The organism is Heyndrickxia oleronia, from assembly GCF_017809215.1.
Lineage (GTDB): Bacteria > Bacillota > Bacilli > Bacillales > Bacillaceae_C > Heyndrickxia > Heyndrickxia oleronia.
The window spans coordinates 3,577,001-3,602,078 of record NZ_CP065424.1; the positions used below are offsets into that span (position 1 = coordinate 3,577,001).

The window sequence follows — 25,078 nt, forward strand, 5'->3', positions numbered from 1 at the left end:
AAAGGAAGGTGAAAAAACTTGTCTATTAGTAGTCGGTTTTCCGTAGGAATTCATATTCTAGCTTTAATTGAAATAAATAAAGATGGAGTCAGTACTTCAGAATTTTTGGCTGGAAGTGTAAATACGAATCCAGCGGTAATAAGGAAAATTATGGGAATGTTAAAAAAGGCGGGCTTAGTAAAAGTACAACCTGGTATTGCTGGTGCTTCTTTAGCGAGAGACTTATCAACTATAACTTTGCTTGATGTGTACCAAGCCGTTAATGTTGTGAAAGAGGATGAATTGTTTAGTATTCATGAAAATCCAAATCCTGATTGTCCTGTCGGACGAAATATTCAAAGCACAATTGGGCCGTTATTTACATTAGCTCAAACAGCTTTAGAAAAAGCACTAGGAAGTGTATCAATAGGAGATGTAGTAAAGGACATCCTTGAAAAGGAGAAGCAAATTTGAAAAAGTAATTAACCTTACTTCTTTCTCATAATTCATTTAGTTAGGTTATAGAGGGGACTCCTTATTCTGGTCAATATATCAAAAAAGGCACGATTCTCATACTGAATCGCACCGTTAATGAAGAAAATAGACCTTTAACTGATGAAGCATAACAAAATGTTTAAGTGCCCGTATCGGATGAAAACTCAATCATCTTTACTATTTAAATAAAGTTTTAATAATAAATTTAGGGTTAAAAACCACCAACCCACTTCATTTCATTGAGAGTGGAGCCGAAGCCTTGCAAGTACCTTCTCTTACTATTTTATTACATTCATTTTTTTCAAAAAGTCAATCGGTTGCTGCTTGCGAAAATGTTCTTTAACCATATAGGATACTCCATTCTCATTGTTTGAACGAGTTATCCAATCAGCGGCTCGCTTTAATTGAGGAGATGCATTTCCCATCGCAACCCCAAGACCTGACCACTCAATAAGTGGAAGGTCATCTTTACCTGATCCGATCATCACGACTTCATCTCTTTGAATATTGAGGCGATCGCAAAGGTACAGAACTCCCTTTAGTTTTGAAGTTCCATTAGGGACAATTTCTAATATGTGTTCATCATTTTCAATACAATCCACCTCATGAAACATTTCTTGAATAGCTTTTTTGGCATCAATCATATCGATGTCATTCATAAACCGTACTTCTATTTTAGGTGGAGAGACTGGTGTTTCAATAAGTTTATCTAATAAGGAATCAACAAATGTTTCAGAATAAGAAAAACGATTGACTGGTTGTATAACAAATTTACCCATAAGATTGGATGGGGTTCTTTGTTTATTTGCAATCGTGTATCGTTCATGTACTAATTTTATTTGACAATTAAAAGCCTCTAAAAAACGAACTAAATCATGAGTAACATTTTCATTAATTCTCTTCACCAAAATCGGTTTATCCCTATCTCGTGCTACAAACGAACCTTGATGCGTGACAAGGCATGTATCAAGATGCAATTCCCGAGCTATTCTAGTAGCAGACGAAAAGTTTCTTGAAGTAACTAAAGTTACCTTAATCCCTTTTCCAATAGCTAATTCGATTGCTTCCTTTGTTGCTTTATTTAAACGACCATTGTCTTGCAACAAGGTACCATCAATATTTAAAGCAAGCATTTTGTAAATCATAGATGTTCCCCCTTTAGCGGATGACTAACCAGAATGATTCATTATGCAATTTATCCTTTCTATAGTTTTATGAATGGGACAAATCAGATAGAACAAAAGCTTAAAGAAAAGGGATGCGCCGTAAAGATAGCAATAAGATTGAATTTTAGCTCTACCTTTATTTTTTTAGTAACGTATATTGGCTTTTGTACAGACCTACTATTAGCTATTACACCAAATAAACGCTTCAGTTCTTATAATAGCTTTCAGGTAAATAAATGGAGTTGAGGGCTTTTTTTTACTGTGGAAAGAACCTGTCTCCCTTTTTGGGAATTTTATTTGTTCTCTTTGGTCACCTTGGATCGACAGTTTCGTACTTTTGGGGATTTATTTGCTTTTTATGGTTACCCTGGATCAGCAGTTCCCTCCTTTTGGGGTTTCATTTGTTCTCTTTGGTTACCCTGGATCGGTGGTTTGCTAATTTTTGGGGATTCTTTCACTCGCTTTAGTTACCCTTAAACAACATTTTCATACTTTCGGGTACCCTTCACTCTCTTTGGTTACCCTGGATCGGCGGTAAATAAAAAAAGAATTGGGATTACCCCAATTCCTTTCTTGTCACGTGTGAGTGTTTATCTTTTTATTTAACTACATTAGCGCTGCATTGAACCATATAGTTCATCTAAAGGTTTCATAATAATTTTATTTAATTCATTGATTGCCATGCTCATTCGTTGCTCAGCTTCCATCAGCTGAACAATTTTTGGACTTTGTTGTACTTGGGCAGCTACAGTTTGCGCTTTTTGTACCTCTTCTTCAGAAATATCTTGGCCTGTCATTTGTTTTTCTTGTAAACTCATCTGAATTTCCCTAAATCCATCAAATAAATTTTTAGCAAAAGCATCTTGTAATACAGCTTCATACATTGCTTTTAAATGTTTATATTCCGCACCATTTCGTAATGCCTTTTCTAATTCATATGCATAATCATAAAGATTTGTTGCCATTATTAATATACCTCCTTGGAATTCATAAAAAAAGAAACTATAGTTGCACTATACCAAAGTATGGCAATCAATGCGAATTTGATACATATAAAAATGTAATATGAACCATCTGGGCATTTCTCTCATATGATAACCTCAAAGTCTAATTGTATGATTGATAATCATTTGTAAACGGGGTCTGTTTATGATGTATCAAGTAATGATTCATCCATTACTATCTTTAACTGACGAACATCCAATCATTGAAATTTCAGATGAATTACTAGTAAACTTAAATATACCTCTTAAGGATAAAATTACAATCCAACTTGGAAATGAAACCATAATAGCAAACCGAAAAAAATCAAACCTCATGAACAGTAAAGAAACGATTCTTTTCAATCAAGCATGTTTTCAAAAGGCAAAGATTCCATTTCTTCCTCTAAAACTTCAAGCAACAAGTCATGAACAAATTTTAGTATTAGGACCAGTTATCGCAATCATTACTGAAATTAAAAAGAAACCAAATTTGGAAAATCTATTTCCAACAATTCGATCATTTTGTCAAGAATTACATGAATATAGCCAACAAAACGGAGGCTTGGTTTATGTTTCAAATTTAACCCGATTTCCCCAAAGTGGATTTCATTTTGATGGCGAGCAATGGGTAGAGGGAGAAGTGCCTAAATGTAATATTATCTATAATAGAATTCATAACAGATTGATCGAAAACAAGCTAGGTTTTCAAAATCTAAAACAATTATGGAAGGATAATCATATTCTTTTATTCAATGATAGCTTTCTTTCCAAAAGGCACGTATTCGACATTTTAAAAAAGAAAAAAAATCTTCAAACCTTCCTTCCAGATACCGTTATTTTTTCTGAAGCAATGTTATTTAAATGGATATCCACACACTCAGATGTCTATATAAAGCCTAATATGGGAAGCCAAGGTCGTTTTATTATTCACTTTTTTATTAAAGATGGCCAGTTTTATATTGAACAAACATCCTTTTCTGATCAATTACAGCATTCGTTTTCAACACTAAAAGATGCTAGTGAATTATTAAAAAAATGGATTGGAAAAAGAGATTTTATTATCCAACAAACCATCCCTTTTATCAAAATAAATAATCAAAAAATTGACTTCCGTATTCTCTGTCATAAAAATTCCCAGCATAAATGGACAGTTACCTCTATGGTTGCCCGGTTATCTGCCGAAAACCATTTTGTATCAAATATTGCTCAAGGTGGATTCATCAGTCGTCCTGAAAGTATATTGTTATCTATCTTTAATCCCAAAAAAACAGAACAAATCCTTCATTTAATGAGAGAGCTAGCCCTTGAATCTGTAAACACACTTAGCAATGAGGCAAACGGTTTAATAGGAGAACTTGGTGTCGATATAGGTGTAGATATGGATGGAAAGCCTTGGCTTATCGAAGTAAATTCCAAACCATCCAAGCTAAGGGATGACAATAATCCACGATTTCGCCCATCAACAAAGGCGATATTTCAATACTGCAAGGCATTATGGATAGAAAGGAGTCACTTGAATGACCAATCTAGGAATTTTAACGATGACACCATCTGAAAGTCATCTTTATTTTAATGAAATGGCAAAAAAAGCTCAGAATTATAACATCGTCTTATACTTATTTTCGCCACTATCTATTGATCCTTCAACATTAATGATTAAAGGCTATCAATTTGATTCTTTGGAAAATAAATGGAATGAAAAGAATTTCCCCATTCCTAAGTATTTATATGATCGGTGTTTTTATGGTGAGGACCGTAAATCGACTGAAGCACAAGCAGTTGTATCCTGGTTAAAATCACAACCTAATATAAACTTTTTAGGATATGGCCTACCAAATAAGTGGAGATTGTATGAGGAATTAAAAAAAGAGCCCACTATTTCTCCCTATTTACCGTTAACAAAAAAAGTTGCAAATGCTGAACAAGTGTTAGCTGAATTAAACATGCACAAAGAAATTATCTTAAAACCTATTAACGGCGCTCATGGTTTTGCTGTTTATTCGTTTAAAAAAATCGGTAAATCCATTAATGTACGTACTACAAAGAAAAATAGAGTCATAGAAAAGCTATTTGAAAGTAACGATAGCTTTGACACATGGTTAGAAACTTTATTGACGAAGCAGATTTTTATCATGCAACCACGAATCAATAATCTCAATAAAATGAAAGAGCCATTTGATCTTAGAATACTAATCCAAAAGGATGAAGAAGGAAAATGGAAAGAGATAGGAAGAGCCATTCGTTGTGGAGAAAAGAATGGGATCCTAACAAATTTAAGTGCAGGAGCCAATATAATCCCCTTTCATAAATGGAAAGAGATGAATTCAAAGCTTAATCATTCATACATCGAACAGGAGCTTAATGATATATTGAAGCATTTGCCAACTAAACTAGAAGAAAAATTTCATCCTCTTTTTGAATTAGGGATAGATATTATTATCGCCAATGATCAATCACTTTGGATATTAGATATGAATTCAAAGCCTGGTAGAAAAATCATCCAATTAACGGAGCCAAATACTTTAGATACACTTTACTCAGCTCCTCTTGCCTATTGTTCTTTTTTACACTCACAAATCAATCATGCCATATCTAATTAAAATCCTTATTTCGAATACTGCTTAAAAGAACCCATTAAATTTAAGCGAGGTGCCTTAGATGCCTAAACGCTATAAAATCGAATTTTTTGAAGAGAAAGAACTAGTTTATTATTATCCTAATAACATTTCAATAGAACCAAATGCAGTTGTTTTCGGTTCAAAAAAGGCTGAAATTATCGGCAAAAAACAACCTAATGGACGGAATACATTATCAATTAGTACTGGATTAGCCAAACAACTAACGATCCCAACTTTTCTCACTTCAATAACTATATTTCAATCAGATTCTTCCCTCATATTTGGTCCTTTAGTAGGTATATTTACATCGGGCTTTACTAATTTTTCTGTTAAACCGATTGGGGGACGCTCAAACTTATTTTCAAAGCTTTTATCTCTTCATTCATCTGTTGGTGTCGTTCCATTTCTCTTTGGTGAGCAGCATATTAATTGGGAGAATCAATCGATTGAAGGACATTTTTATCATAATGGGAAATGGATTCAATTGACCGTTCCATTCCCTAATGTCATCTATGATCGTCTTCCAAACAGACGAAGTGAAAAGTTGAAGACAACACAAAAAGTAAAGGAAAGACTTGAAAAGGACTTTTTTATCCCTTGGTATAATCCAGGATTTTTCAATAAATTAGATGTATATGAACGATTATTTAATGATCGGAAAGCACTCTTGTATTTACCTGAAACGAGTCCATTTACATCCTTCCATCAAGTTGAACGAATGCTCTCAAAATATGGGCAGGTGTATATTAAACCTATTAATGGAAGCTTAGGGCTTGGTGTTCATCAGGTTATTTATGATCGAAAAACCAATCATTACTATTGCAGATACCATGATACCGTTAATCATTTATTAAAATTCACTTCATTAGAATCACTAATTAATCATGTATTTGCAAATAAAAACTTGGATAGGATGCTCGTGCAACAAGGGATTCAATTAATTCGCGATCATCGACGTCCAGTTGATTTTCGCGTTCATGCCAATAAGGATGAGAATGGTTCCTGGAAAATTAGCGCAATTGCTGCAAAAATTGCGGGAAGTGGAAGTCCAACCACCCATGTAAAGACAGGCGGCGAAGTAAAAACACTTACAGAAATTTTCCCAAAAGAGGAAGATCAAAAAAAATACAAAACTAAATTAGAACATGCAGCAATGGATTTAGCAGTGGCAATTGAGAAGCATTTAGATGGAATTATTGGTGAGATCGGCTTTGATTTCGGTATTGATAACAATGGAAATGTATGGCTTTTTGAAGCGAATTCCAAGCCTGGTCGGTCCATATTTTCACATCCTGGTCTAAAGGATTCTGATGTTTTGACAAGAAAGCTCACGCTTAGCTATGCCATTTTCTTAACGAAAAAACATATACATGAGGACCTTTTCATATGAATATTTTTTTTGACAAAAAAAGAAATGCTTTTGTCCATGATGAAGAACAGTCACCATTTTTCTGGGGAGCACAGGATGAGCTCCTCCCTCTTTCTAACGAAAAAAATGAATTCACGTACAAATTTAAATTACTGAAAACCAATCAACGAGTTGGCCCATTAATAGGTGTATTAACCAGTAAGACTAAAAATGGCCATGTTGCAGGAAATAAAGATTTATATGTTAATTTACAAAAAAAGCTACAATCGTCTGGAGGACTTTCTTTTGTTTATACTTTAGATGATATTGCGGAAAATTTCATCAATGGATCATTTTATGTGATAGAGGAAAAGAAATGGGTTCAAGCGACATTTCCATTTCCTAATATCATCTATAATCGAATATCACTTAGATCGGAAGAAAAGACTGAGCAATTTTTAAAGCATAAACTAGAGGCAATGAATCAACAGTGTTTCTTTTTCAATCCTTCCTTTATCGATAAGTTCTCCATGTATCAATTATTTAAAAAAAATGCATATCTCCGACCTTTACTCCCCGAAACTAGCTTAATAAAAGGGCAGGAGGAATTTAAAAATTTTTTAACACTGCATCCTAAAGCATATATAAAACCAACCATTCGTTCACAAGGAAATGGGATATTTTTAGTGAAGAAAGAGGGAAATGGAAGCTTTTTTTATCAGAAAGCTGAAACCAAAAAGCAGTTTGCTTCTTTTCAAGATCTATGGGACCATGTGGAAAGCACATTACAAAAATATCCATTTATTGCACAAAGAGATATCGAAAGTGCCAAAATTGAAAATAAGAAATATGATTATAGAATACTTTCCCATTATTCAAATAAAGAGTATCTATTAACTGGAGTAGGAATAAGAACAGCTGATATCAATCAAATTACGACCCATGTTTCAAAAGGTGGATCGATTATCCCTTATAAACAGGTTCGTAAAGCATCACTTGAAAAAGTTTTTTATTGGATACTTCAAGAATGTGGAAAGTCACTTTCAAATGAATTTGGAGATTTCCTGGAATTCACTATTGATCTTGGGCGTGATGACAGCGGAAAGCTATGGATTTTTGAGGTAAATGCAAAACCTATGAGTTTTGATGAAACCGAAATTGAAGAAGCTAGAATACAGGCATTAGTTCATCTCTTTTATGAAAAATCTATATTTGCCCCTGAACCCTCAATTTAATTAAGCTATAATAGAGAAAACACTATAATTTCGGGGGAATTTCTATGATTCAGCATTTTCAATTTCAATCACTATATAAGCACGAACAATTGCCTGGCTGGAATATTTCGTTCTATTTCAATAAAGAAAAAATGGAGGGAATCTACCATCCAGATGGTCGAATTGAATGGCAACAGCGATATACTTTCGATGAAGGTGTTGAAGAAAAAATTAAAGGACAAATCCACGAGTTAATGCTCTATCATGTCTATGATAACCGTTAATCATTACCATTATATTGAATGTATGTTTCCACTACCTGCCTGCTCAAACTAAAAAGAATGATGATTTTTTTCATTTTTATTTTTAGGAGGAGATCACATGGCAAGAAAGAAGGAATCAGAATTTTTACCAGATACACATTATGAAGGAAAAGACCAAGTTTATTTAGATGTTGATCGTATGGTGAATGAAGGAATGTCAGGAGGCTCTGTCCATATGCGTGAAGACTCAACAAATATTGAAGAAGCCGTTGACTTTTTCCCGGAAGATCCTCCAAAAGAAATAGAATAAATAGAAGGTGATCACTATTGATCACCTTCTTTTTCTTTGAAAGAATCTTTTGATTCTAATAAAATAAATATATCAAATGAAAAAGAAGGACAAAGTGATGATCAATAAACTCTTTGAACGATATCCCAATGCTCATATATCATCTAAACCATCAAACAATTCTAAACTGATTTGGTTTTATGTAGAGATTGATAACCAATATATCGGAATCCCACTATCCGAATTATCGGAGGCTGAAAAGGAATTATTAAAAACACTTTTCCCTAAATATCATGAAATACAGAAATTGAATACGAGTGAAGCATCAAAAAAATGGTTTGAATATTTATATGGTACGGGGAATGACTACCCCGTTAACGAACCAAATGCAGAATATCGGATTATCCAATTTTCGATTACACAGTACAAAGCTGATTTTGAATCTGAAGACTGGATGGAAGCTATCAAAGCCTTATTTCCCCATGAAATCACTATTATCTTTACCTCTCAAAATAATGGGGCCATTATTGAAAAAAAACATAATTATTTAATTACACTTGATGAACTTTATACGTCTATTCATGCTTTGGAAAGTGATTTTTATTTTAAGATTCATTTTTTTATTGGTCAATTTAAAGCACTCACAAATGAACTGAAATCTTTATTTCAATTTGAACAAATTTTATATTCTTTTGCTAAAAAAGAAATGGGAAAAGATCGAGTGTTTACTCTAGAAAAAGTCTTTCCATTATATCTTTTAAAAAATATACCTAGTCAAACTAGAAGGATAGGTTTCTCAACTATCTATGACATTTTCCAGGATGATCCTGAACTAAGAAGACTAATTAAGCTTTATTTAGAAAATCAAACAAATGCTAGTTTAACAGCAAAGCAGCTCTTTTTACACCGTAATAGTCTGCAATATCGAATCGATAAATTTACCGAAAGAACGGGATTTGACTTAAAATCATTTGCAACCTCCGTTATTGTTTATTTAGCTTGTTTAGACTTTGAATATTTTGATTAGTTTGCAGTTTGCCTAATAATTTGAAATTTTTTTTGTGCAGGATGTCCATAGTCGCCTGAAAGGGCTTTCTTTATTATGAATAATAAGAGAATTTAAAGGAGGCATTACCAATGGCAGAAATTGTATTGGATCATGTTTACAAAATTTATGATAATAAGGTGACTGCAGTAACAGACTTTAATCTTCATATTCAAGATAAGGAATTCATCGTATTTGTTGGCCCTTCCGGTTGTGGAAAATCAACTACTTTACGTATGATTGCTGGACTTGAGGAAATTTCTAAAGGTGATTTCTACATTGATGGTAAGCGAGTGAATGATGTTCCTCCTAAAGATCGTGACATCGCCATGGTTTTCCAAAACTACGCACTATATCCCCATATGACCGTATATGATAATATGGCTTTTGGTCTTAAATTAAGAAAAGTTCCTAAAGCTGAGATTGACAAGCGTGTGAAAGATGCAGCAAAAATCTTAGGACTTGAAGACTACTTAAAGCGTAAACCAAAGGCTTTATCTGGTGGACAAAGACAACGTGTTGCATTAGGTCGTGCAATTGTTCGTGATCCTAAAGTGTTCTTAATGGATGAACCACTATCGAATTTAGATGCAAAATTACGTGTTCAAATGCGTGCTGAAATTGCCAAACTTCATCAACGTTTACAACCAACAACCATCTATGTCACACATGACCAGACAGAAGCAATGACAATGGCAACACGCATCGTTGTGATGAAGGATGGAGTGATCCAACAAGTTGGTACACCTAAAGAAGTATATGATCATCCACGTAATGTCTTCGTAGCAGGTTTTATCGGATCCCCTGCCATGAACTTTTTCAAAGGGAAATTAACTGATAGTCACTTCGTTATTAATGACCAATTAAAATTTGCTGTTCCAGAAGGAAAAATGAAAGTATTAAGAGAAAACGGTTTTATCAATAAAGATATCATTTTTGGTATTCGCCCTGAGGATATTCATGATGAACCATTATTTATTGATGCTTCATCCGACACAAAATTTTCAACTAAAATAGATGTTTCTGAGCTAACAGGAGCAGAGACGATGCTTTACTCCAAGCTTGGTGATCAAGAATTTATTTCCAGAGTAGACTCTCGCTCTGATATCCGTCCAGGGGATGAACTTGAGCTTGCCTTTGATATGAATAAAGGACATTTCTTTAATCCAGAATCGGAAGAAAGAATCGGATAATTTAAATTTAATGATTAATCACCTTGCTCAAACTCCAACTTTCACAGAGCTAATAGGATAAACCAAGGCTTTGGAGATGGATCAAGCGAGATCAACTAAAAACTTACCAAAAAAAAGCAATCGATCGATTGCTTTTTTTATTGCTCATTTTAAGTAATCGTAATTTTCTTCTGAACATCAAATCCACAATTAGGGCATTTAAATAGATGAACACATTCATCTTTCTGTGAGCTTACCGGATCTCCATCAGCAAGCTTAATTACATCAATATCCATATAAGGACTATAGTCATCATAATAATCATAAATTCTTCCTTGATCAAACATGCTATTATCACAATTTGGACAAGCTAGTATTGCTTCACCCATACCATTACATAAGGCACACCATTTCAATCCAATCACATCCCTATGCGAAACTGTCTTCGATTATGTTTCCCATAAAAATATGTACCCTATTCTTTTTTTGCTGTTTTAAAAGGATACTTTTCTCAAACATTATGACCTAACATACTAACGTTCTGAAAAACAAACTATAAAAGCCTATAGCTGCTTTGCTTTCATTAGTAAAAATCAGAATAAAATTCTATGATCCTTACTGATCTTTATAGATCATCAAAAATATGACTAAGGGAAAAAATTCCTGAAATTAAACTTGTATATTTTATAAAAAAAAAAACATAATACTTAGTACAGAGCAAGAAACACCTTTAATATCAATGGGTTACTCCACTAGATGGTTCACAGTTAACAGTTCAATGTTGATTGTGTGCTGGTGCAAGTCCAGCTAACCCAACCAAAAAAAATTCAACGAGGAGATGACAGAATCATGGCAAACAACAATAACTCTAACCAATTACTAGCTCCTGGAGCGCAACAAGCAATTGATCAAATGAAGTTTGAAATTGCTCAAGAATTTGGTGTAAATCTTGGTGCAGACACAACTTCTCGCGCTAATGGATCTGTAGGAGGAGAAATTACAAAACGCTTAGTTCAAATGGCAGAACAACAACTTGGCGGAGGCTTCTCTCAACAATAATAGTATTTACATTTCAACTGAATATAATGGCTAGAAGAGGCTGGGACAAAACCCACCTCTGAGATGAAAAAGCCGGTGAATTTTACGACGAGTAAAATTTCACCGGCTTTGATTTTTTTACAATAAAATAAGGACCACTTCTGATAAAATTAAGTTACCACACCAAATAAAATCAGAAAGAAGGATCCTTATGTTTAAAAATTATACCATGAATCAATTAGTTTTGCCTTTAGATTTAGAAGTAAAATTACAAAAAAATGATATTGCCTTTCATATCCATCATCTAGTTGAAAGTATTCCTCATGAAGTTTTCGAACCATTTCTGCGAAATGAGGGCTGTCCTGCTTATCATCCACGCATGATGCTTAAAATTATTTTATGTGCCTACACCCAATCTGTTTTTTCAGGGCGAAAAATTGAAGCCTTATTAAAAGACAGTATCCGGATGATGTGGCTAGCTCAAGGGTATGAACCAAGCTACCGTACAATCAATCGATTCCGTGTTCATTCAGATGTGAAAGAATTAATTCGCCAATGTTTCGTCCAATTTCGTTGCCAATTAATCGAAGAAAAACTAATCGATCAAGAAGCAATTTTTATTGATGGTACAAAGATTGAAGCAAATGCGAATAAATTTACGTTTGTCTGGAAGAAATCGATTGAGAAATATCATCACAGTTTAATTGAAAGGTCAAACCAGCTATATAACGAGCTACTTGAGAACGAAATTATACCTGAAATTGAACGGGAAGGTGATGAACAATTATCATTGAAAGAGCTCGCTCAATTGGTTGGAAAAGTGGACAATGTCGTAGCTGAGTATGATAAACAAATTGAGGAATCATCAGACGTTCCAGAACGAAAAGCTTTAAGAAGTGAACGCAAATACCCGAAACAAGTGCGTAAACAGTTGATTGATTTTGTCTTACGAAAACAAAAATACCAACGAGACTTTGAAATCTTTGGCACACGTAATAGCTATTCCAAAACAGATCTGGACGCGACATTTATGCGAATGAAAGATGATTATATGCAAAACGGACAATTGAAAGCTGGTTACAATGTACAAATCGCAACAGAAGGGCAATACACGCTTGCCTATAGTTTATTTTCAAACCCAACAGATACACGTACGTTAATTCCATTTCTTGATGAAATCGAGAACCATTATTTCGTGTTACCGAAACATATTGTCGCAGATGCAGGTTATGGTAGTGAACAAAACTATAATGATATCCTTTCGAACAGAAAACGAGAAGCACTGATTACGTATAATCTGTATTTGAAGGAGCAAAAGAAAAGTACAAACAAAACCCATTGAATCCCGAAAACTGGCAGTATTGTGAAGAAACAGATACATATATATGCCCTAACCAGAAACGTCTTGAATTTCAATATCATTCTGTCCGTACTGATCGTACGGGATTCCAACGAAGGTTCAAGATCTACGAGTGTGAGGACTGTTCGGGATGTCCATTCCGTTCATCATGTACAAAAGCGAAAGAAGGCAACAATCGAAAACTAATGGTGAATGAACAATGGGAACAACAAAAGTATATGTGAGAGCGAAGCTTTCAGAAGAGAAAACGAGATCCATCTATCGAAAACGCAAAATCGATGTGGAACCGGTTTTTGGATTCTTGAAGGCTAATTTGCGTTTCACTCGATTTTCTGTACGAGGAAAATCGAAGGTAGAAAATGAAATGGGACTCGCATTAATGGCCGTGAATTTAAGAAAATTCACGGCCAAACAACTACGGTAATAGAAGAATCAACACACAAAAATAGAAAAAGTTGAATTTGAGTTCGCTCAAATTCAACTTTTTCACTATTTGAAGCTAGTTATGTCCCAGCCCCTTCGTTTATTTTTAGAGAAACTACCTATTTCTTCCTTTCTTACTAATTATATATTCACCATTTTTCGGGGATCGATCCATTCATCGTATTGTTTTTCTGTTACATACCCCGTTTTAATGGCCGCTTCCTTTAAGGTCGACCCTTCCTTAAAAGCAAGCTTTGCAATTTCAGCTGCCTTTTCATAACCGATATGTGGATTTAATGCGGTGACAAGCATTAATGACTGATGAACATTCTTCGTAATGACTTCTTGATTTGGTTCGATCCCTTTCGCGCAATTATGATTAAATGAAACCATGGCATCTGCTAATAGTCGAACGGATTGAAGAAAATTGTAAATAATCACAGGTTTAAAAACATTTAGTTCAAAATTACCCTGACTTGCTGCAAATCCAATTGTCGTATCATTACCAAATACCTGAGCGGCAACCATCGTTAAAGCTTCGCTTTGGGTTGGATTTACCTTTCCAGGCATTATTGAACTACCAGGTTCATTTGCGGGAATTCTAATTTCCCCAATTCCACTTCTTGGACCACTAGCCAGCCATCTGACATCATTGGCAATTTTCATTAAATCTGCAGCAAGGGCTTTTAAAGCACCATGGACATAGACGATTTCATCATGACTAGTTAAAGCGTGGAATTTATTATCGGAAGATTTGAACTCAAATCCAGTTTGAGCATGTAATTCTTTTGCGACTTTATCCCCAAAGCTAGGGTCCGCATTAATCCCTGTTCCGACAGCTGTTCCACCGATCGCTAAATTTAATAAGTGCTTACTACTTTCTTTTATCATGTGTTCACTTTTTTCAAGCATCGCTCTCCAACCACTTATTTCTTGTCCTAATGTTAATGGTGTAGCATCCTGTAAATGTGTTCGGCCAATTTTAATGATCTCCATAAAGTCTTGTTCCTTTTGGCCGAACGTTTCTTTTAATTCTTTAACTGCCGGAATTAACAAGTTTTGAATTTCATGATAGGCAGCAATATGCATGGCAGTTGGAAATGTATCATTTGAGCTTTGAGACATATTGATATCGTCATTAGGGTGAATCGTCTCATCTGTCGTTAATAATTCATTTGCCCTTCTTGCTAAAACCTCATTAATATTCATATTTGATTGGGTACCACTCCCGGTTTGCCAAACAACAAGTGGAAAATGATCATCAAATACTCCATTTATGACTTCATCACATGCATCAATGATTCCTTTTTTCTTAGTACCTGATAGTTTTCCCAAATCATGGTTTACAGTGGCTGCAGCTTTTTTCAATTGAGCAAACGCTCTAATCACTTGTAATGGCATTCTCTCTGTACCAATTTTAAAATTTTCCTTACTTCTTTGTGTCTGTGCTCCCCAATATTTATCAGCAGGTACCTTCATTTCCCCTAAGGTATCTTTTTCTATCCGATATTCCATATGTATTCACTCCTATCTGTTTTTCTTTCTTCTTTACTTATATACCCATATCCTTTTAAAAATTTCATAATCACAAAATTTTTATGTAGTTTCTCAGTCTAATGGTCTTTCTTAATAGACTCTTTTCTTAGGCATGGTTACTAATTAAGAAAAGTTTTAACTAACAACTATCAGTTGAAAACCGCTACATCTTTCATTTCACTGCGAAAAGAGCTGCAAACTACATAAGTAAAAAAAATAGCGATTCTAAATGAATCGCTAAGTACTTCTATTAATATTGAATGATTTAATGAGCAACAGATGTTTGATTTACTCCCTCTACTTTATGTTTCGAAAGCTTCGGTAATACCATCATGTAATAGATGGCAACAATAATTAAGGCCCCTCCAACTATACAATACAGCGCCTCAATAGATAGAACTTTCTGGAAGGAGGCACTGATGAATCCCAATGTGATGGTTTGGGAAAGCATCATTAACGGACTTATCCATCCTTGGACACGTCCCATATATTTTTTATCAACAATACTTGGCATCCAGCCACCAATAGCAATATTGACTAATGGTAGGGTTAATGCTGAAATAAAAATTAAGACAAAAAATATCGTTATATTACTAGCATAACCAGATAGTACAACAAATGATCCCGTTACCAATAATCCAATTATCATTGCCTGATAGAACTTAATCTTTTGGATGATTATTGAAGAAATCACACTTCCGATTAATACACCACTTCCAAAAATCACTCCGAGAATGACTGAAAATTCTTCATAACTTTGTGGCGCGAGTTTATATTTTAATATAAATATCGGCATGACAGAAAAGCCGCCATTCACTACACCAAATAAGAAAAAACCGACAATTAACGAACGCAATAATTTATTTTTAAGAATGTATCCTGCTCCCACTTTAAAATCATTGAATACAAAGCCAATATTTAGATCCTTCCATTTATGATTTCCATTTGGAAGGCGTACCTCTTCAGGTATCTGGCAAGCACGCATTAATAGTCCACTAACGACAAATGAAAGAGAATCGATAATAATAGCACCATAAACTCCAGTGAACCGATAAGCAAGAATTCCAAGTGCCCCTCCGAATAACATAAATAAACTTGATACCATCTGATTTAGCCCTGCAGATGTAGCATAATCATCCTTGGAAAGCACTCCCTGTAAAATTCCACTTTCGGCTGGGAAGAAAAATTTCGATACTGCACTTCTTAGGAATAATATTGCAAATATAAGTGGCATCCATCCAATATAGATGGCACCAAGGAGAACAATTGACAATGATGCACTGATTGTATCGCAATGATAAGCAATTTTTTGCCTATCCATTCTATCTGCTAACACACCAACAAGAAAAAATACGGCTAAAGTAGGCAAGGAATACATCATTTCTGCAATGGAAGCATACGCTGGCTGCTCAGAGAATCGATCTAGAAGATAAAAAGTAAATGCAGTAATCCCGATAATACTCCCCATTTGTGAAGTAAAATTAGCAAAGAATAATTTAACAAAAACAGGATTTTTAAAAATCTCAATTATTTTCTTCATTTTTTTCCCTCGTTTTCGATTAATTTTCTTTATTATATAGGTGCAAATTTGCTCCCGGCAGGATCTCATGTTGGTTTTTTTATCGGTCCCAAGTCTGATTTTCCCTTTACCTATGGAAGGATATCAAATGGAGTAGCCTTAATAGAAAAGGGACTGACCTCCCAATACAATATCCTAGTTACACTAACTTAAGATAAGTATTTTTCGTGAGTTCAGTCCCTTATCATTATCCAGTTTAAAAATTAATCCCCTTGTATATCCCTAATTTTCTCTTTCACCCTATCTTCAAGGTCCTTCCAGTTTTCCTTTCCTTCTTTAAATTTTTCCTTCATCTTTTTATGGCCTTTTTCCGCTTTATCTCTTAATTTTTCAGTACTATCTTTTAGTTTTTTATTAAATTCCTTTGCTTTCGTTTTAAAAGGATGATCTTTTTCATATTGCTTTTGAATTTGAGTATTTATTGAATCCACATCAAATTTTGTTGGCTCTGTGTACTTTAACGTTCCCTGCATAATCGTTTGGAATACTGGAACCACTCCTTGTGAACTTAATCCAGATAAGTAATGATTTTCATCTGTACGATCATATCCCATCCAAACTGCACCTACAAGATTAGGTGTATATCCAACAAACCATTGATCAGCTGTACCATTTCTATTTTGATTATTCAATTGGGTAGAACCTGTCTTACCAGCAATTTGATAGCCCGAAACATTCACACCTTTACCCGTTCCGGATTCGACAACATTTAAAAGCATTGAAGTCATATCCTTCGCAACTTTTTTACTCGTTACTTTCGTTTCTTTTTGCTTCCTTTCGACTATCGTTTTTCCAGTTGGTCCCACAATCTTAGTGATAATATGACTATCTAGTCTTTTTCCATCATTTGCAAATGCTGAATAAGCCTCCGCCATCTGCTGCGGCGAAACACCGGTTGAAAGTCCACCAAGTGCAATGCTTAAGTTACGATCATTTTTCTGCAAAGGAATACCAAATCGTTCTACTGCATCTATCCCTTTATCAATACCAATCTCATTCAATAGCCAAACAGCAGGAATATTTATCGAGTCCTCTATTGCTTTATACATTGTGACTTCACCTTGGTATTGTCCGTTATAATTATCAGGTGAATAATTCTTACCAAATGTCATTTTCTCATCTTTTAATAGTGAATCAGGTTTATACCCTTCTTCCAATGCTGGAGTATAAACTACCAATGGTTTTATCGTCGAACCAGGAGATCGTTTTAAGTGTGTTGCGCGATTAAATCCACGGAACACTTTTTCCCCTCTTCCTCCAACTAAACCGCGTATTCCCCCTGTTTTTGGGTCTATTAATATTGAACCACTTTGAACAAGCTCTCCACCCATTCCTTGAGGGAAATTCCGATCATTATCATATATTTTTTCTAACGAGGATTGGATATTTTGATCCATTTCTGTGTAAATACGATATCCTCTTGTCATGATTTCATCCTGTGTTAATCCAAAGGTTTTAATGGCTTCATCAAGCACAGCATCGACATAATAAGGATATTTGCCTTTGATTGGATCGCGACCTCGATCCTCCAAGACTAGCTGCTCTTTCTTGGCGTTTTCATATTCTTTATCAGAAATCATGCCATACTTTTTCATAGCTCCTAAAACAGTGTTTCGTCGTTTAATTGCTCGATCCATATGGTTGTATGGATCAAGAGCGGACGGAGCATTTACTATTCCTGCAAGTGTTGCAGCTTCACTTAAATCAATCTCTTCAACATCCTTACCGAAATAAGTTCTTGATGCATTTTGCACTCCCCAAGCACTATGTCCAAAAAATACTTGGTTTAAATACATTTCTAGTATTTCATCTTTCGTATACTTTTTCTCAATTTCAACAGCTAAAAACAATTCTTCCACCTTACGTTTGTATGTTCTCTCTGGAGAAAGTAAAGCGTTCTTGGTCAGCTGCTGCGTAATCGTACTTCCACCCGCTGTAATCCTACCAGCTACAATATTTTTAAAGAAAGCACTGCTCATCCCTCTCACATCGAAACCATTATGCTGATAAAATCGATGATCTTCAATTGCAACAATCGCGTTCTTTAAATGATCGGGCATTTTATCAATTGATACACCCTCTGTTCGGTTAGCAGATATTTTACTAGCCATATCTCCATCTTTATCGTAAATAACCGTTGATTGTGCCAAGCCCTTTTTCAACGATTCAACATTTGCTGTTGCGGCAAAATACCAGAAGAAGCCCAAAAATGCTAATAGAAAAACAGCCCCTGCTAATATGATGATTTGATTCATATGAGTTTTCTTCCAAAATCTTCGTACAGCCTGACGTAAACGCTGTAACCTTTCCATTAAACTCCCTGCTTTCATTGTTTTGGTGCTAGACACCTTTTATGCATGTTTTAAATAATTATACTCATTTATTCAATTTCGTCCATGTATATATTATCAAAGGCTCCCTTTGATTGCCATGTAAGTTTTGTATCAAACAATAGGACAAAAAGTTAACTATACACAAACAGGAATCCCAATGAAATGGAAATAAAAGAAATAAATTATCTTGGTATTTTTGAAATATTTTGATATATTTTAAGTGAAGGATCATTTTACAACAAGCTTCATTCCTATATGAAATCGAGGTGAGACAATGATACCGCTTAGAAATGATATTGTATCATTTTTGGAGAAAAATAAAGAACCTTTCCTAATGTCTTGGGAAAAACAAACCATTATCACTGGAAAAGATTCCATTAATGATTTTATATTTCTATATGGAGACGTAATGTATGATCTTCTATACAAGTCAATCATCTTAACATATGAAGAAATGAACCTCCTAATCGAGCCATTTGCCAAAAAAATTGCAAGAGATCGGATGATCGAACAAATCGGCATGGGGGAATTTGTATATAAAATCAATATTGGTAAAACGATATTATGTAAGGATTTATTACAACATTTTTCAGATATAGGTGATTTCCCTCCTTTTCTTGACCGAATATGTCACGTATTTGATAAATTTCTATTTTATGCTGTTACACATTATACAGATATTAAAGATCAAATTATCGAAGAAAAAAACCAATACATAACCTCGACACATCACGAACGTTTAACATTATTAGGACAAATGACATCCAGCTTTGTCCATGAATTTCGTAATCCATTAACATCTATTCATGGATTTGTTCAATTATTGCGTTCTGAACATCCAACTCTACCCTATTTAGATATTATTGCAAATGAATTGGAACAGCTTAAATTTAGTATTTCACAGTTCCTAATGCTATCCAAAAAAGAAATCATTGAATTAGAAAAAACTTCATTTTCCTTAAACGAACTAATTGACGAGGTCTTATCCTTCCTTTATCCAAGAATACTTGAAGTAAATGTTGAAATTCAAAAAAATTTTTTACATGAATTAACCATTCATGGTTTTAAAGATGCAATTAGACAGGTACTAATCAATATTATTTTTAATGCTGTAGATGTTCTCAAGAATATTAAAAATCCTATTATTCAAATTGAATTAGATCAAACTACCCAATCAGTCATTTTAGACATAGCAAATAATGGACCAAGAATTTCAGAAGGTCTCGTCGATAATATTTTCGAACCCTTTGTGACAACAAAAGAAACTGGTACAGGCTTAGGTTTATATGTTTCGAAAAATACCATTGAAAAACATGGGGGAACATTGACTTGTCAATCAAATGATGAATGGACTGTGTTCACTATTATTCTCCCTTTAAAGTAGGTAAAGAATGTATCAAATGAATAATTATATTTTACTTTTTATAATTTTCAAATGAAAAGACTCCCTACAATGTAAGGAGCCTTTTTTGATTGATTACCAAAAGAAAAATGGAAGAAAAGCCAAACCTGCAATAGCACCTAAGGCAACTCCAAAGCCGAAGCCACCCCAGCCCCATCCCCATCCCCACGGATAACCATATCCACCATAGTTTCTTTGGGGAAGTGGACGTAAATACACCATTCTATTATCTACACGATGAATGATTCCTCTATGGATTCTCCCATCATGCGTACGAATTTCTACAGCTTTACCCACACCTCTTCGACACATATCGTAATATGAAGCCGGCATAACATTGATCACCTCCAATTATGCTTACACAACAGTTTATGGTTATTTCTCATAATTGGAGTGGGACAATGATGCAGGGCATTCGTTTGAAATTTAGCCTCAAACAAAAAGAGATGGGAATATTCCCATCTCGATTCTTATGCATCATTTAACAAATAAAAGCTGCCCCAACAATAATAAGAAGGATGAATAACACTACGATTAATGCAAATCCGCGACCAATCCCATAGCCGCCACCGTAGCCATACCCACCTGCTGGGTAACCGCAACCACATGCGTTCCACATAGACTTCTCACCTCCTTATAAGGTAGTGAACGATAATTTGCTTATTAAGCTTCTCTCTTTAAATGTTCATATCCATATTCATGAAGTTTTTTAGCAATTTCCACATGCCCTAAATAATTGGGATAATGTCGATCTCTAGTGCACCAGGTTTCAATTTGATCCTTAAAATGGTGATCTAGATTAACAGAATATACGCAAGGTGAATGGGCGCGACATTGAATATAATTGTTATATTTATTTATCCATTTTTCCGCTTGTTCATGATGTTCAAATGAATTATGTGGTCCAATAATCACTAACATGTATTTATCGTTCTCTTTCTTCTTCACTTTGCAAATTTTATTAATAATATCATCTAAATTACTTTTGCTTTTCCTGTATGCTTGATAGAAATCTTCATCTTTTTCATTCTCATCTCGTTCAAATGCATCCAAAAAATCATTATGTCCGGCTGATAGTACAATAATTTGACTTTCTTTTATTTCACGAATATTATTTTCATCATCTAATAATTCTAGAATGTCATTTGAACGATAACTTGAATGAGCTCGTGTCATAACAGGAATTCTTTCGGAAAGTACTTCCTCAGACATCCGCGCGTGTTGGTACACAAAACTAGGTGTAAATAAAGAGGTACCTTTTCCCGCACATAATCCGTCACCAATTGCGAGATATTTCATATCCTTCTTCTCCCCCATATTTTAAATAATCCTTATTTATATGTATTCATCTTTTAATTCAAGGTACCAACCTAATGGAAAATAGGCGTTTGTCATGCTTTTACTTATATACCTATCTCCACCAATCATTGAATAATAAAGGTAGCTTTCATTACTCCATGAATCATGTTATAATCTTTTAGTTAAAAAACGGATACGACTTTCATGAGAGTTGAAAGTCAAATAATTTAGAAGGCGTATCAACTATGAATCTATAAAACGAGGTGTAATATTTGAATTTATCCACAATAAAAAACGAATGGTTTGGAAACATTCGTGGAGATATATTATCTGGGATTGTTGTAGGACTCGCACTTATTCCAGAAGCAATCGGATTTTCCATTATTGCAGGTGTTGACCCTATGATCGGCTTGTATGCATCTTTTTGTATTGCTGTGGTCATTGCGTTTGTTGGTGGTAGACCGGCAATGATATCCGCAGCTACAGGAGCAACTGCCCTATTGATGGGAGGATTAGTTCGGGATCATGGACTTCAGTATCTTTTAGCGGCAACGATTTTAACTGGTATCATTCAAATCATCCTAGGAGTATGTAAAATAGGTCGGTTAATGAAATTTATCCCCCGATCAGTAATGACAGGGTTTGTTAATGCTTTAGCTATATTAATATTTAGTGCGCAAATCACCCATTTTAAAGGTGAGTCATGGGTGATGTATGCAATGGTTGCTGGAGGACTAGCAATCATTTACTTATTTCCTAAGGTGACAAAAACGATTCCTTCACCACTTGTAGCGATAATTGTCATTACAATCATCTCCATTTCCTTTGGAGTTAATGTGAGAACGGTCGGTGATATGGGAGAATTAACACAGACATTGCCAACGTTCCTAATCCCGAATATCCCTTTCAATTTTGAGACATTAAGAATTATCTTTCCAACCTCATTAGCTATTGCTTTAGTTGGATTATTGGAATCCTTGTTAACTGCTCAAATAGTCGATGATATGACGGACACGGATAGTAACAAGAATAAAGAGGCAAGAGGACAAGGAATCGCTAATATTGTATCAGGCTTTTTTGGTGGGATGGCAGGATGTGCCATGATTGGTCAATCAGGTATCAATGTAAAATCTGGTGGACGTGGCCGACTTTCTACTTTTGTTGCTGGGATTTTCCTTATGATCTTAATTGTGATCCTTAATAAATTACTCGTTCAAATTCCTATGGCTGCATTAGTTGCAGTAATGATTATGGTATCGATTGGAACATTTGATTGGAATTCATTAAAAAAATTACACATTATGCCTAAAAGTGATACTGTTGTTATGTTAGTAACTGTTATCACTGTCGTCGCAACAGATAATCTTTCTATTGGTGTGATTTGTGGAGTCATTTTGAGCGCAGTATTTTTCGCAGCGAAAATCTCTAAAATTCAAGTAGAAACGAATGTAAATCAAATGACGAATACTAAAACATATTACGTAACTGGACAATTATTCTTCGCTTCTGTCACAGAATTTGTTTCTAATTTTGATTATAATGATTCCTATGAATCAATCATTATTAATCTAACAAACACTCATATATGGGATGATTCTGCAGTCGGTGCAATTGATAAAATTGTCTTAAAATATCGTGAGAAAAATAAACACGTGAAAATTGTTGGCCTAAATCAACCAAGTTCGGCTCTAATGGATAAATTAGCCGTGCATAATAAATAAGGGTAACCTTGTACAAGCATGTTTTTAAATGGCACATTTCACACACCCATGTTGTGATTTGAAGACCTTCCCTCCTTTATTTAGCTGCAAATATCATGAGAACATCTGTAGCCTGTATTAGGAGTCGTACTTATACAAAAAGCAACAGCCTTTCATATAAAGATTTGATAAGAAACAGCAAGGAAGCTGTTTCTTTTTTTATTTTGATTAGACGCTTTTCTCTAACATTGTTACTTTAAATAAAGTTTTAACAAATAACTATGGCTAAGACCACTGAATCCCTTATTTCATCTAAAAGCAAATAGTTGGACTTTTACAAAACAATAAACTATACAAAAACAACTTTGATTATTATATTGTAGAGGGAATAGAATAGAAAGAGATACTAATTTATGAAAGAGAGGTTGGTGATGAAATGAATCCAATCCATTCAATTATACAAATGCAGAAGCAATTTCATAAGGATGGACAAACCAAAAATATTGATTTTAGAATTCAACAATTAAGAAAACTAAAATCAATGATTATAGAAAATGAGAAGGATATTATGGAAGCTTTAAAAACGGATTTAAATAAGTCTGAATTTGAATCCTATACAACAGAAATTGGTTTTGTTCTTTCTGAAATAACTTTCACATTAAAAAATATTCGAAAATGGACTAAACCTACACGGGTTAAATCCAGCTTTACACATATTGGTTCAAAAGGATTTGTCTATAAAGAGCCCTATGGTGTAGCCCTAATTATTGCTCCTTGGAATTATCCTATCAATCTAGCACTGGCACCTCTTATTGGAGCAATTGCTGCCGGAAATTGTGCAATTTTAAAGCCGTCTGAATTAACACCTGCCACCTCAAGTTTAATAAATAAACTAATAAGTAAGTACTTTCCACAAGAATATATCGCTGTTATTGAAGGCGATGCCCATACGAGCCAATTATTGCTCAACGAGGATGTGGATTATATATTCTTTACAGGCAGTATTCATGTAGGAAAAAAGGTAATGGAGGCAGCTGCTAAACATTTAACCCCTGTTACACTAGAACTAGGCGGAAAAAGCCCTTGTATCGTCCACCATGATGCTAAGCTTCCATTAGCAGCTAAACGAATTGTATGGGGAAAGCTTTTAAATGCCGGACAAACATGTGTAGCACCTGATTATTTACTCATACATGAATCCATCAAAGATTTATTTATCGAGGAAATGAAAAAAGCAATGACCGAACTATATGGAAATGAAATACTAGATAATCCAAATTACACAAAAATTGTAAACAGCAATCATTTTAACCGTTTAACTCAAATGGTAAATCGCTCAAAAGGAAAGATTCGAATGGGGGGAAAATGGGGAGAGAATTCTCTAAAAATTGAACCGACATTGATCGAAAACATCCAATGGAATGACCCTACAATGGAGGAAGAGATCTTTGGACCCATTCTCCCCATCATCACCTATCATGACATTGACGAAATGATTCAACAAGTTTCAGAGAGACCTAAACCACTTGCTTTATATTTATTTACTGAAAATAATAGGATTAGTAAGAAAATTATTGAGGAAATTTCGTTTGGAAGTAGTTGCATTAATGATACCGTATATCAAATTGCTACCCCACATCTTCCGTTCGGTGGTGTCGGTGCAAGCGGAACAGGTGCATACCATGGAAAAAAAAGCTTTGATGAATTTTCCCATGAAAAAAGTGTACTGAAGCAAACGACACGATTCGACATCCCCCTACGATATCCTAATGTAAAAATGGGGCTAGAGTTAGTAAGGAAAATAATGAAGTAGTACAGAAATGCACTACTTCATTA

General features: G+C 34.5%; 22 protein-coding genes and 1 pseudogene. 14 read left to right on the forward strand and 9 right to left on the reverse strand.

Going from position 1 to position 25,078, the window contains the following annotated elements; all coding sequences use genetic code 11:
- The first annotated feature begins 18 nt into the window (after positions 1 to 18).
- Positions 19 to 453, forward strand: a complete 435-nt coding sequence (locus I5818_RS17855) for an Rrf2 family transcriptional regulator (RefSeq protein WP_071976806.1) — start codon at positions 19 to 21, stop codon at positions 451 to 453.
- 299 nt (positions 454 to 752) lie between these two features.
- Here I5818_RS17855 and I5818_RS17860 read toward each other — a convergent pair whose 3' ends face one another.
- Together I5818_RS17860 and I5818_RS17865 are read right to left on the reverse strand one after the other, a co-directional pair.
- Positions 753 to 1,619 carry a Cof-type HAD-IIB family hydrolase gene (locus I5818_RS17860; protein WP_058004725.1) on the reverse strand — a complete coding sequence of 289 codons (867 nt, stop codon included), beginning with the start codon at positions 1,617 to 1,619 and terminating at the stop codon, positions 753 to 755.
- Positions 1,620 to 2,251: 632 nt separating this feature from the next.
- Positions 2,252 to 2,605 (reverse strand): YlbF/YmcA family competence regulator, encoded by a 354-nt coding sequence (locus I5818_RS17865; RefSeq protein WP_071976805.1) that lies wholly within the window; start codon positions 2,603 to 2,605, stop codon positions 2,252 to 2,254.
- Positions 2,606 to 2,789: 184 nt separating this feature from the next.
- Between I5818_RS17865 and I5818_RS17870 the strand changes: the two genes are divergently transcribed.
- The 8 genes from I5818_RS17870 to I5818_RS17905 all read left to right on the forward strand — a co-directional run bounded on the left by I5818_RS17870 (position 2,790) and on the right by I5818_RS17905 (position 10,593).
- A complete protein-coding gene (locus I5818_RS17870) occupies positions 2,790 to 4,178 on the forward strand; it encodes a YheC/YheD family endospore coat-associated protein (RefSeq protein WP_071976804.1) in 1,389 nt (462 codons plus the stop codon).
- A complete protein-coding gene (locus I5818_RS17875) occupies positions 4,141 to 5,223 on the forward strand; it encodes a YheC/YheD family endospore coat-associated protein (protein WP_071976803.1) in 1,083 nt (360 codons plus the stop codon). The genes I5818_RS17870 and I5818_RS17875 overlap by 38 nt, the downstream gene beginning before the upstream one ends.
- A gap of 58 nt (positions 5,224 to 5,281) precedes the next feature.
- The gene (locus I5818_RS17880) at positions 5,282 to 6,631 is read left to right on the forward strand and encodes a YheC/YheD family endospore coat-associated protein (protein WP_071976802.1); all 1,350 of its coding nucleotides are present in this window, start codon (positions 5,282 to 5,284) and stop codon (positions 6,629 to 6,631) included.
- On the forward strand, positions 6,628 to 7,824 hold the full coding sequence (locus I5818_RS17885) for a YheC/YheD family endospore coat-associated protein (protein ID WP_071976801.1): 1,197 nt from the start codon (positions 6,628 to 6,630) through the stop codon (positions 7,822 to 7,824). The genes I5818_RS17880 and I5818_RS17885 overlap by 4 nt, the downstream gene beginning before the upstream one ends.
- Positions 7,825 to 7,868: 44 nt before the next feature.
- Complete coding sequence (locus I5818_RS17890) at positions 7,869 to 8,087, forward strand: DUF5342 family protein (protein ID WP_071976800.1); 219 nt, start codon at positions 7,869 to 7,871, stop codon at positions 8,085 to 8,087.
- Between the two features lie 97 nt (positions 8,088 to 8,184).
- On the forward strand, positions 8,185 to 8,376 hold the full coding sequence (locus tag I5818_RS17895) for a hypothetical protein (protein WP_071976799.1): 192 nt from the start codon (positions 8,185 to 8,187) through the stop codon (positions 8,374 to 8,376).
- Positions 8,377 to 8,473: 97 nt separating this feature from the next.
- A complete protein-coding gene (locus tag I5818_RS17900) occupies positions 8,474 to 9,382 on the forward strand; it encodes a PucR family transcriptional regulator (protein ID WP_071976798.1) in 909 nt (302 codons plus the stop codon).
- 110 nt (positions 9,383 to 9,492) lie between these two features.
- Positions 9,493 to 10,593, forward strand: a complete 1,101-nt coding sequence (locus I5818_RS17905; protein WP_071976797.1) for an ABC transporter ATP-binding protein — start codon at positions 9,493 to 9,495, stop codon at positions 10,591 to 10,593.
- Positions 10,594 to 10,742: 149 nt separating this feature from the next.
- Here I5818_RS17905 and I5818_RS17910 read toward each other — a convergent pair whose 3' ends face one another.
- Entirely contained in the window at positions 10,743 to 10,988 is a 246-nt protein-coding gene (locus I5818_RS17910; protein WP_169846967.1) for a hypothetical protein, read from the reverse strand.
- 433 nt (positions 10,989 to 11,421) lie between these two features.
- Here I5818_RS17910 and I5818_RS17915 point away from each other — a divergent pair, with 433 nt between their 5' ends.
- Positions 11,422 to 11,631, forward strand: a complete 210-nt coding sequence (locus tag I5818_RS17915; protein ID WP_071976796.1) for an alpha/beta-type small acid-soluble spore protein — start codon at positions 11,422 to 11,424, stop codon at positions 11,629 to 11,631.
- 190 nt (positions 11,632 to 11,821) lie between these two features.
- Positions 11,822 to 13,394: pseudogene (locus I5818_RS17920) on the forward strand (IS1182 family transposase).
- Positions 13,395 to 13,534: 140 nt separating this feature from the next.
- Here I5818_RS17920 and fumC read toward each other — a convergent pair.
- From fumC to I5818_RS17935, 3 genes are all read right to left on the reverse strand, one after another.
- The gene (fumC, locus tag I5818_RS17925) at positions 13,535 to 14,908 is read right to left on the reverse strand and encodes a class II fumarate hydratase (RefSeq protein ID WP_071977258.1); all 1,374 of its coding nucleotides are present in this window, start codon (positions 14,906 to 14,908) and stop codon (positions 13,535 to 13,537) included.
- 286 nt (positions 14,909 to 15,194) lie between these two features.
- Positions 15,195 to 16,469 carry an MFS transporter gene (locus I5818_RS17930; RefSeq protein ID WP_071977259.1) on the reverse strand — a complete coding sequence of 425 codons (1,275 nt, stop codon included), beginning with the start codon at positions 16,467 to 16,469 and terminating at the stop codon, positions 15,195 to 15,197.
- A 242-nt stretch (positions 16,470 to 16,711) separates the two neighbouring features.
- Complete coding sequence (locus tag I5818_RS17935) at positions 16,712 to 18,820, reverse strand: PBP1A family penicillin-binding protein (RefSeq protein WP_071977299.1); 2,109 nt, start codon at positions 18,818 to 18,820, stop codon at positions 16,712 to 16,714.
- Positions 18,821 to 19,115: 295 nt separating this feature from the next.
- Here I5818_RS17935 and I5818_RS17940 point away from each other — a divergent pair, with 295 nt between their 5' ends.
- Positions 19,116 to 20,225 carry a histidine kinase N-terminal domain-containing protein gene (locus I5818_RS17940; protein WP_071977260.1) on the forward strand — a complete coding sequence of 370 codons (1,110 nt, stop codon included), beginning with the start codon at positions 19,116 to 19,118 and terminating at the stop codon, positions 20,223 to 20,225.
- Between the two features lie 93 nt (positions 20,226 to 20,318).
- Here the strand turns inward: I5818_RS17940 and I5818_RS17945 are convergent, their stop codons facing one another.
- The 3 genes from I5818_RS17945 to I5818_RS17955 form a co-directional block, all read right to left on the reverse strand.
- Positions 20,319 to 20,576, reverse strand: coding sequence for an LSm family protein (locus I5818_RS17945; RefSeq protein WP_071977261.1), 258 nt, complete (start codon positions 20,574 to 20,576; stop codon positions 20,319 to 20,321).
- Positions 20,577 to 20,724: 148 nt separating this feature from the next.
- Positions 20,725 to 20,862, reverse strand: coding sequence for a YjcZ family sporulation protein (locus I5818_RS26470; RefSeq protein ID WP_071977262.1), 138 nt, complete (start codon positions 20,860 to 20,862; stop codon positions 20,725 to 20,727).
- A 44-nt stretch (positions 20,863 to 20,906) separates the two neighbouring features.
- Positions 20,907 to 21,542 (reverse strand): GDSL-type esterase/lipase family protein, encoded by a 636-nt coding sequence (locus I5818_RS17955; RefSeq protein ID WP_071977263.1) that lies wholly within the window; start codon positions 21,540 to 21,542, stop codon positions 20,907 to 20,909.
- A gap of 272 nt (positions 21,543 to 21,814) precedes the next feature.
- On the opposite strand from I5818_RS17955, the gene I5818_RS17960 reads away from it, so the two are divergent.
- Together I5818_RS17960 and I5818_RS17965 are read left to right on the forward strand one after the other, a co-directional pair.
- Positions 21,815 to 23,263: a SulP family inorganic anion transporter gene (locus tag I5818_RS17960; protein WP_071977264.1), complete on the forward strand. Its 1,449-nt coding sequence runs from the start codon at positions 21,815 to 21,817 to the stop codon at positions 23,261 to 23,263.
- Between the two features lie 415 nt (positions 23,264 to 23,678).
- Positions 23,679 to 25,055: an aldehyde dehydrogenase gene (locus tag I5818_RS17965; RefSeq protein WP_071977265.1), complete on the forward strand. Its 1,377-nt coding sequence runs from the start codon at positions 23,679 to 23,681 to the stop codon at positions 25,053 to 25,055.
- Positions 25,056 to 25,078: the final 23 nt, after the last annotated feature.

Bases quoted from the DNA above. Each gene is read 5' to 3' on its own strand.
- I5818_RS17890 (WP_071976800.1), top strand. From the start codon at position 7,869: ATGATTCAGCATTTTCAATTTCAATCACTATATAAGCACGAACAATTG.
- I5818_RS17880 (WP_071976802.1), top strand. From the start codon at position 5,282: ATGCCTAAACGCTATAAAATCGAATTTTTTGAAGAGAAAGAACTAGTT.
- fumC (WP_071977258.1), bottom strand. From the start codon at position 14,908: ATGGAATATCGGATAGAAAAAGATACCTTAGGGGAAATGAAGGTACCT.
- I5818_RS17885 (WP_071976801.1), top strand. From the start codon at position 6,628: ATGAATATTTTTTTTGACAAAAAAAGAAATGCTTTTGTCCATGATGAA.
- I5818_RS17930 (WP_071977259.1), bottom strand. From the start codon at position 16,469: ATGAAGAAAATAATTGAGATTTTTAAAAATCCTGTTTTTGTTAAATTA.
- I5818_RS17940 (WP_071977260.1), top strand. From the start codon at position 19,116: ATGATACCGCTTAGAAATGATATTGTATCATTTTTGGAGAAAAATAAA.
- I5818_RS17860 (WP_058004725.1), bottom strand. From the start codon at position 1,619: ATGATTTACAAAATGCTTGCTTTAAATATTGATGGTACCTTGTTGCAA.
- I5818_RS17875 (WP_071976803.1), top strand. From the start codon at position 4,141: ATGACCAATCTAGGAATTTTAACGATGACACCATCTGAAAGTCATCTT.
- I5818_RS17865 (WP_071976805.1), bottom strand. From the start codon at position 2,605: ATGGCAACAAATCTTTATGATTATGCATATGAATTAGAAAAGGCATTA.
- I5818_RS17905 (WP_071976797.1), top strand. From the start codon at position 9,493: ATGGCAGAAATTGTATTGGATCATGTTTACAAAATTTATGATAATAAG.
- I5818_RS26470 (WP_071977262.1), bottom strand. From the start codon at position 20,862: ATGTGGAACGCATGTGGTTGCGGTTACCCAGCAGGTGGGTATGGCTAC.
- I5818_RS17935 (WP_071977299.1), bottom strand. From the start codon at position 18,820: ATGGAAAGGTTACAGCGTTTACGTCAGGCTGTACGAAGATTTTGGAAG.
- I5818_RS17945 (WP_071977261.1), bottom strand. From the start codon at position 20,576: ATGCCGGCTTCATATTACGATATGTGTCGAAGAGGTGTGGGTAAAGCT.
- I5818_RS17900 (WP_071976798.1), top strand. From the start codon at position 8,474: ATGATCAATAAACTCTTTGAACGATATCCCAATGCTCATATATCATCT.
- I5818_RS17915 (WP_071976796.1), top strand. From the start codon at position 11,422: ATGGCAAACAACAATAACTCTAACCAATTACTAGCTCCTGGAGCGCAA.
- I5818_RS17870 (WP_071976804.1), top strand. From the start codon at position 2,790: ATGATGTATCAAGTAATGATTCATCCATTACTATCTTTAACTGACGAA.
- I5818_RS17955 (WP_071977263.1), bottom strand. From the start codon at position 21,542: ATGAAATATCTCGCAATTGGTGACGGATTATGTGCGGGAAAAGGTACC.
- I5818_RS17965 (WP_071977265.1), top strand. From the start codon at position 23,679: ATGAATCCAATCCATTCAATTATACAAATGCAGAAGCAATTTCATAAG.
- I5818_RS17895 (WP_071976799.1), top strand. From the start codon at position 8,185: ATGGCAAGAAAGAAGGAATCAGAATTTTTACCAGATACACATTATGAA.